The following is a 6,716-nucleotide window of genomic DNA, read 5'->3' as shown; positions in this document are numbered from 1 at the left end:
GCTCGTCTTTCGAGGCTTCACGTTTCCCCGCAAGGCTGAAGGGGGGGCAAGGCAGTCCGGCGATGATGCCGTCAACTTCTGTAACTCCGACTCTTGCCAAAGACTCAACTGTAATATCATGAATGTCTGGAATAATTGGAATATGCGGGAAGCGCAGATTTAGAACTTGTTGACAGTACTGATTAATCTCGCAAAAAGCCACCGTTTCAAAACCGCCACTAATCAGATGACCGAGGGTGAAGCCGCCAATACCAGAGCAGATGTCAAGAACTTTTTGAGTTTGCAGGGGAGTGATTTGTTCTGTCATGCTTTTCTCCCCAATAAATAATTAATGGCTTCTGGATCAAGAGAGGTAATACGTTTTTTAATTGATTGTGGGGGATGCTCAAGAAATTGTTTAAGATGCCATCTGCGGATTTGGTAATGTTTAGCAGAGCGTCTTGTAGCTTTCAGCCATCCGCGATTTACCCACCTACAAACAGTTGAGAAATTCAATCGAAGAACTTGAGCTATTTGTTTTATCGTATAGATTTCAGTTTGCTTTTCAATAATTGCGACTTCTTCATTAGTCCATTTTGTACTCATAATCTCACCTCGCCTCCAGATGCAGATTTAGTAGAATCTTCTTTGAGAATCTGAGCGCTGATTGATTCAAACTCCACCTGAGCAATCTTCAAATCAATCAGCATTGACCCACTGTTGTATAAGTCTGTAATGTGCTGTTTAATTGTTGATTCTGACAGCCCATCAGGAATATTTAGCTGCGCTTCACTGATGATTTTATCTACTACTGTGACAATGACTTTCATGGTTTAATTCCTCTGTGATTAATGGATAAATCAGGAGCCAGAATAATTCTGAATCCTGACAACTGAATTACACTGCCCCAGTTTTTACCGCTTCCAATTGCTGCATCCATGCACTGATTGCAGTTAACTCATCAGCACCATTACCAACAGCATTAATCACTTCTTTTTGATAAGAAGATTCCGCATCCTTGGGAGATTCACACTTGTCTGATGCCCAAGCCAAACACATTGTTTTTATCAGTTCATCAATCTTGCTGATATCTAATTGACTGGGATTACTAACATTTTGAAATTCCAACCACTCTCTGACCAAATCAAGGGGATAATCAAGCAAAGTGCGAATCTGTTTTACTCGTAAATCTTGTGGATGTACTGGTTGTGGAACTACGCTAAGTTTTGGCGTGGATGAAGTGCCATTTAAGCGAAATTGAATGTCATGAATGATTGTTGCCCAGTCTGCATCTTTATCCCATTCTCTACGAATACGTACACGCGTTACTGCATCATAAAGTCGGCAAAACACTACGTTTTCTTCTCCAGCAGCAACAGAAATGATTAGGGGTTTATCAAAATCTTGAACGCTTGATGCAGCTAAAAGAAAGCTTTTGGCGAAATTGGTTTCTATGCCAGTTCTGACGATGTAGATTTCATCTGCTCTCACAACGATATCTAACTTAATGTTGTCCTTACCTTTAAATTCTTTCGCTGTTAATCTCAGTTCTGATATGTAACCAGTTAGCCCTCTTTCTAAGACAGGAATCGTTTTATCCTTATCGATGTTGTAGTGATACCAAAGATAGGATTCACCACTTAACTCGCCATTTTTGACATAGAGATAAATCGGTTCTGGGGGTTGGCATAAACCTAGTTTGATTTCAGTAGTCATGTTTTTTTTGGTGTGATAATTAATGGTTTGTAACAGAACTGGAGAGTGCTTTACGATTGCTTGAAGAAAAGCTGATATTCAAGCAATCGCTTTTGTACTAAACAGAAGGTTCTCGATTGCGGTCTAACTCCCATTGCAAATAAGTCAGCGCAGTTTGAGCATCAGCAATGTTTAAATCTGGTTGATACCCTGTTTCTAGTAGTTGCTTGTAGTCGGGATGCCAAGCAATAAGAGATATCAGGGTTTGAGCTTGTTCAAGTAATTGGCTGAGATTGGGATTAGACATTTCAAAGCCGAGTCTGGAACATAAATCTCTGGCTTTCACCCCGATGGTTCCTGGTTCAATTTCTGTGGTTAACTCTTCAAGTAGAGATTGAAAACTAGGATGTTCATCGTTGATTTCAACCTCAAATAAATCCGCGATTTTTGTAACTACAGTTGCCCAATCGGGTAAAGTTTGTGGAATCGTTTTCGCGTAAAGTTTCATGATTTTCTCCTTTGGAATTAAAAGTCCTCGGCTATCTCCAACAGAAAACCGCATCCAGTGTTTTGCACTTGCACCACTTCTCTATCCAGCAGTGTTTGAATAACTGAATTGGAGACTTGAAATTGAAGAGAGTGCAATGGAACGCAACCCCCACAAAGTTGAATCAAACGTAGCAGGTGATTCGCTCTACGGTCAAAGTTGCTATTTACTTCTTTAGCCATTGTTTGCACCTAACTGTTGTTGGAGAATGACAATTTGACGTTGGTAAAACTCAATCTCTGCGCTGATTTGTGAGACTAATTCCTGCGGAGAAAGCGTTTGAATTTGATTCTCTTCAAAGTGGAATAATTCGTCAGAATTTTTCCGAGACATTAGCGCATAGCGCCACCCATGACCAAATTGTTCAGCCAATTCTGTACCGTTTGGATAGTAGTGAAGCCCCAGAATGATGCCCTGTTTTGTGCGTTGTTCCAGAGCAAAGCGCGGATAGTCCCAATGTTTGGGTATCGTGATTGTGGGTTGCATTGATTTAATGGAAATGAAGGGAAATAATTCAGTTAACAGTGTCGAATCTTGATAACTGTTAACTGTTTACTGATAATTGTTTGAATTACACTGTCACTAGTTCAAAAACTCGCTTATACTCCCGTAAATACTGCTATTCATCGGGGTTAACATCTCAAATCGGCGATTTAACAATTCTGTATGGCGTGGGGTTTGTGCCACTGCTAACCGCCAAACAGCAACAAGGGCAGACTGACAGGCGACGCGCTCCTGCTCTGCTGCACCCACTACCCACCAAGAGCCATCGGTGCATCCGACTTCCCCCAGCTTCACGTCGTTGTTGTAAATCCCATCGTGGAGGATTTCAAAGCCGTATTTCTCGCACTCGTTGAAAATCTCCGCCATGATTGCGTTTTCAGTAGGGCAAGGTGTGTCTGTAGCGTTTTGCTCTTGCACTGGCAAAGAGCCGTCTTTGTAGTGTGAGCAGATGTAATGGTGACAAAGTATGTTCGTAGAAGCACGGTGGACTTCCTTGTTGTTCACCATCACTACCCAAGGTCGCGTTAAGTCGTCGTCGTAATGGATTGCGGCGATCAACTTATCCCCAGCGTAATATTCGTGGTTGTAGAAGGAGATTTCGATGGGTGTCAGTGGTATGGAGGCAGGGGTGATGAATTGCTCAGGGTGGGCGGACTGGTAATCGGCGATCGCAGTAATCCATGCATCTTTACAGCGTTTGTCGATTACTTCGACTGTACAAGCGATTTCGCTGTAGATTTGTTTGAGACGGGCAATTGATTTGTGTTGTAGCCGTTGAAAAGTGTAAATGGTATGAGTCATAATGGAGCTTCCTGTAAAGGATCAAAGGGCGATCGCTTAGTTTTCTCAGGACGAACGATCGTCTTTTGTTTTGTTAACTCCTATTGTCTACTGACTCCAGACAAATGTCAAGAGGCAACAGACACAATTGTGATTGCTGTATCAAAAAAGTTTTCGATATTGCTATCCAAGGCTTTGAGAAGAACGGAAATTTTCGGGAAAGATACTGTAGAAGCTGAATTATCATACCTTTCAGGGTCTTCTAGCATATGAATGTATTGATGAGATATGCGCTCTCCAAGCTCTGCGGTCTTTTCTGAGATGGCACGGACAGAACGTGTTCCCCTCAAAACTTTAAGGCGTTCACCCATTTCTTTATCCCAATAAATAGAAGCAACATATTTTGTATCTAACATAATCTTTTTTTGTCTACCAGTACTTGCCATAAGTTAACAGATTTTATATTCTATAGTTACCAGACAACAAAAGCGATCGCTTCCACCTATTTTGATCGGAGCGATCGCCCTTGTTAACTATATTGCTAGGCGCGTCAGATTTGAGAAATCGTGATGCGTAATTTTATGATGTCATAGAAATGCTAGTGACGGTAGACAGACTGCATGGTCATATCAAATCCGGATGATTACACATTAATAGTCGAATGGCACTAAGTTAAGCTGAAGGGTATACAGTATAAGGATTGCAGAGGGAAAGTCGAAAAATTTTCAGTTGCTTGAGGGTGAGTTGAAATGCACTCATTGAGGGACAATAAAAATCAGACACTATAAAACCAGACGAAACTAGCATTGTGTCTGATTATTAAGGGAGTAATAAAAATGACGCTCTCTCTGTTTACTGTTTCGGAATTGGGAAAAGAGTAGAGAAGGTGTAAAAATGTTTGTTAGGGTTGCAAAACTTTGTGAATTGTTTGATTGCCAACCTATAGATTTATTTGAAGAGGAAAAGATTGGTGATGATTAATCCTTCAGTCATCAATCCCCTTGCCCTCAGTGCCATTGGAAAAGCGATCGCAATTGCGTAAAAACTCGCAAACACAAAGCTCTAGTAAGTGTATATTAAGTATAATAAGCACTTTTAACCCATATTCCGCGCTTCAGAATGTAGTGCAGAATATTAAATAATTACCCTTTGATACGAGTAAATAAAAAGACTCATAATCTTTAAGTAAGTCAGCATTAAGAATAAACCGGGAGTTACGAAGTATAAAGCCGGTAAAAGCTTATAAACACTTGGTTTCAGGCTTTTTACAAAACTAAACATACATTGTTTTATCATGTCAACTTAACTTAGATACCAAAAGTGAGACAATCAAAAAACTCCAAAATATTTTAGAGGTAAAAAAATCGTCTCCAACATCGAAACCAAAAATTAAAAATGTCGATCACTTAGGAATAGTAGCTGGGCTGATTGATGAAATAGGAATAGTTGAAACAATTCCGCCGTTAGCCCTCATTTCTGGGCTAGGAGCGTAAGTTCGAGCTTACTTGTTGGTATTCAATGTTAAATTCAACAGAGCATTCAGAAGATGAAAAAAGCATTTCTTGTGATTGTCTTGGTAGTTGCCTGTTTTGTGTTTACTGGTTTGGCAGCTTCGGCGCAGTTTCGTGATACAAAGGTGGATAGGCTTGTAGTTGATGGAGTCCCTGTAATTGACTCGACAGGCAATCGTGGTGTCCTTAACATCGGCGGCATTTCGGCAGAACCTACTGTCAAGAAAATCGGCTTCTACACGGAGAACGTGGAGCGAGCAAGTCTTAGCTCCGGTGGACTTGAAGCATCTGTCTTCTCAACAGAAGACTTTACAACAGGAGATTTGCACTTGAGAAAAGATAATGTTGCATGGACAATTTATGAAGCAACTGATGGACTGTATCTGAGAAATGATCGAACTGCAAAGATATACCGTTTTGTTTTACAGGAAGTTCAATAGCATTATTAGACATCTCCAGAAATTAGGTTTTCAACTAGACAGAATAAGGGTTTGAGATTCTTTTTCGGAGATGTCTGTAATCAGAAAAATTACGCCGCCATTAGTTCAAAAACTGGCTCATACTCCCGTAACTACTGCCGTCCATCGGAGTTAACATCTCAAATGGGCGGTTCAACAATTGGGTTTGTGTGACTGCTAACAACCAAACTGCTTCAAGCGCAGACTGACAAGCGACTCGTTCAGTATTGGCTGCGCGTACCACCCACCAAGAGCCTTCTGTATACCCTACTTCGCCCAGTTTCACCTCGAAGTTGTAGATTATTCCATTTATTCCATCGCCGACTATTTCAAAGCCGTACTTCTGGCACTCGTTGAAAATCTCCGCCATGATTGCGTTCTCAGTAGGGCAAGGTGTGTCTGTAGCGTTTTGCTCTTGCACTGGTAGTGTGCCGTCTTTGTAGTGTGAGCAGATGTAATGGTGACAAAGTATGTTCGTAGAAGCACGGTGGACTTCCTTGTTGTTCACCATCACTACCCAAGGTCGCGTTAGGTCGTCGTCGTAATGGATTGCGGCGATCAACTTATCCCCGGCATAGTATTCGTGGTTGTAGAACGAGATTTCGACGGGTGTCAGTGGTATGTTCGCAGGGGTGATGAATTTCTCAGGGTGGGTGGATTGGTAATCAGCGATGGCTGCGCCAACGCCAAGGGCGAGCGCACTAATCCAAGAATCCTTGCAGCGCTTGTCCCTTAGTTCTACTGTACAGCCGATTTCGCTGTAGATTTGCTTCAGCTGTGCTATGGATTTGTGTTGCAGCTGTTGTGTTGTGTAAATGGCGTGAGTCATAATTGGTAAGCTCTTTAGTTTAGGGCAAGAGAAGCGCTTGAGATTGCGAGTCCAGGGCGACACCGAACTACACCAGCCATACACGAACTGCGTCACGGGTTAGTGGGAGCGATGCAAACTTCTGCTGAGGCGACAGATAGCGGGAGAAAGCGAATGTGCTGATGATGCTGTAGGTATTGGTGTATCTGCTTTTCCAGTTGGACTAACAAAAATTGACAATTCTTGTTAGGATTGGCAGCATAGCTGTAGAGAAAACAGTTTAAAGTGATTGCTTATGAACGTACATCTGGGTGATACATTTGATAAGTTTGTCGCTGAACTCATTGCTGGCGGACTATATCAATCGCAAAGTGAGGTCATTCGTGACGGATTGAGGCTTCTGAAGGAACGTGAAGACATACGCCTCTTCAGAC

At 41.8% G+C, this 6,716-nt stretch carries 12 protein-coding genes; 2 read left to right on the top strand and 10 right to left on the bottom strand.

Going from position 1 to position 6,716, the window contains the following annotated elements; translation table 11 throughout:
- The 9 genes from LC605_RS30180 to LC605_RS30140 all read right to left on the bottom strand — a co-directional run.
- On the bottom strand, positions 1-307 hold a 307-nt coding region (locus LC605_RS30180), incomplete at its 3' end, for a DNA cytosine methyltransferase (RefSeq protein WP_229551107.1).
- Positions 304-585, bottom strand: a complete 282-nt coding sequence (locus LC605_RS30175; RefSeq protein ID WP_229551106.1) for a helix-turn-helix domain-containing protein — start codon at positions 583-585, stop codon at positions 304-306. The genes LC605_RS30175 and LC605_RS30180, both read right to left, overlap by 4 nt.
- The gene (locus LC605_RS30170; RefSeq protein ID WP_229551105.1) at positions 582-809 is read right to left on the bottom strand and encodes a hypothetical protein; all 228 of its coding nucleotides are present in this window, start codon (positions 807-809) and stop codon (positions 582-584) included. The genes LC605_RS30175 and LC605_RS30170 overlap by 4 nt, the downstream gene beginning before the upstream one ends.
- A gap of 67 nt (positions 810-876) precedes the next feature.
- The gene (locus LC605_RS30165) at positions 877-1,695 is read right to left on the bottom strand and encodes a hypothetical protein (RefSeq protein ID WP_229551104.1); all 819 of its coding nucleotides are present in this window, start codon (positions 1,693-1,695) and stop codon (positions 877-879) included.
- A gap of 97 nt (positions 1,696-1,792) precedes the next feature.
- Positions 1,793-2,182, bottom strand: a complete 390-nt coding sequence (locus tag LC605_RS30160) for a hypothetical protein (RefSeq protein WP_229551103.1) — start codon at positions 2,180-2,182, stop codon at positions 1,793-1,795.
- A 17-nt stretch (positions 2,183-2,199) separates the two neighbouring features.
- On the bottom strand, positions 2,200-2,403 hold the full coding sequence (locus LC605_RS30155; protein ID WP_229551102.1) for a hypothetical protein: 204 nt from the start codon (positions 2,401-2,403) through the stop codon (positions 2,200-2,202).
- Positions 2,396-2,707, bottom strand: coding sequence for a hypothetical protein (locus LC605_RS30150; RefSeq protein ID WP_229551101.1), 312 nt, complete (start codon positions 2,705-2,707; stop codon positions 2,396-2,398). Before LC605_RS30150 ends, LC605_RS30155 begins: the two co-directional genes overlap by 8 nt.
- A gap of 96 nt (positions 2,708-2,803) precedes the next feature.
- Positions 2,804-3,526 carry a hypothetical protein gene (locus LC605_RS30145; RefSeq protein WP_229551100.1) on the bottom strand — a complete coding sequence of 241 codons (723 nt, stop codon included), beginning with the start codon at positions 3,524-3,526 and terminating at the stop codon, positions 2,804-2,806.
- 107 nt (positions 3,527-3,633) lie between these two features.
- The gene (locus tag LC605_RS30140; RefSeq protein WP_229551099.1) at positions 3,634-3,951 is read right to left on the bottom strand and encodes a hypothetical protein; all 318 of its coding nucleotides are present in this window, start codon (positions 3,949-3,951) and stop codon (positions 3,634-3,636) included.
- Between the two features lie 1,118 nt (positions 3,952-5,069).
- Between LC605_RS30140 and LC605_RS30135 the strand changes: the two genes are divergently transcribed.
- Positions 5,070-5,456: a hypothetical protein gene (locus tag LC605_RS30135; protein WP_229551098.1), complete on the top strand. Its 387-nt coding sequence runs from the start codon at positions 5,070-5,072 to the stop codon at positions 5,454-5,456.
- Positions 5,457-5,556: 100 nt separating this feature from the next.
- Here LC605_RS30135 and LC605_RS30130 read toward each other — a convergent pair whose 3' ends face one another.
- A complete protein-coding gene (locus LC605_RS30130) occupies positions 5,557-6,303 on the bottom strand; it encodes a hypothetical protein (protein ID WP_229551097.1) in 747 nt (248 codons plus the stop codon).
- A gap of 274 nt (positions 6,304-6,577) precedes the next feature.
- Between LC605_RS30130 and LC605_RS30125 the strand changes: the two genes are divergently transcribed.
- Positions 6,578-6,716: type II toxin-antitoxin system ParD family antitoxin (locus LC605_RS30125; RefSeq protein ID WP_229551108.1), on the top strand; the 139-nt coding region annotated here is incomplete at its 3' end.

It is taken from the genome of Nostoc sp. CHAB 5836, assembly GCF_020829445.1.
In the GTDB taxonomy this organism is placed as follows: Bacteria; Cyanobacteriota; Cyanobacteriia; order Cyanobacteriales; family Nostocaceae; genus Nostoc.
The sequence above is the reverse complement of the archived record's forward strand: the minus strand, read 5'-3'. Positions and strand labels throughout refer to the sequence as shown.

Coding starts and splice junctions, on each gene's coding strand:
- LC605_RS30175 (WP_229551106.1), bottom strand. CDS start 585: ATGAGTACAAAATGGACTAATGAAGAAGTCGCAATTATTGAAAAGCAA.
- LC605_RS30170 (WP_229551105.1), bottom strand. CDS start 809: ATGAAAGTCATTGTCACAGTAGTAGATAAAATCATCAGTGAAGCGCAG.
- LC605_RS30165 (WP_229551104.1), bottom strand. CDS start 1,695: ATGACTACTGAAATCAAACTAGGTTTATGCCAACCCCCAGAACCGATT.
- LC605_RS30160 (WP_229551103.1), bottom strand. CDS start 2,182: ATGAAACTTTACGCGAAAACGATTCCACAAACTTTACCCGATTGGGCA.
- LC605_RS30155 (WP_229551102.1), bottom strand. CDS start 2,403: ATGGCTAAAGAAGTAAATAGCAACTTTGACCGTAGAGCGAATCACCTG.
- LC605_RS30150 (WP_229551101.1), bottom strand. CDS start 2,707: ATGCAACCCACAATCACGATACCCAAACATTGGGACTATCCGCGCTTT.
- LC605_RS30145 (WP_229551100.1), bottom strand. CDS start 3,526: ATGACTCATACCATTTACACTTTTCAACGGCTACAACACAAATCAATT.
- LC605_RS30140 (WP_229551099.1), bottom strand. CDS start 3,951: ATGGCAAGTACTGGTAGACAAAAAAAGATTATGTTAGATACAAAATAT.
- LC605_RS30130 (WP_229551097.1), bottom strand. CDS start 6,303: ATGACTCACGCCATTTACACAACACAACAGCTGCAACACAAATCCATA.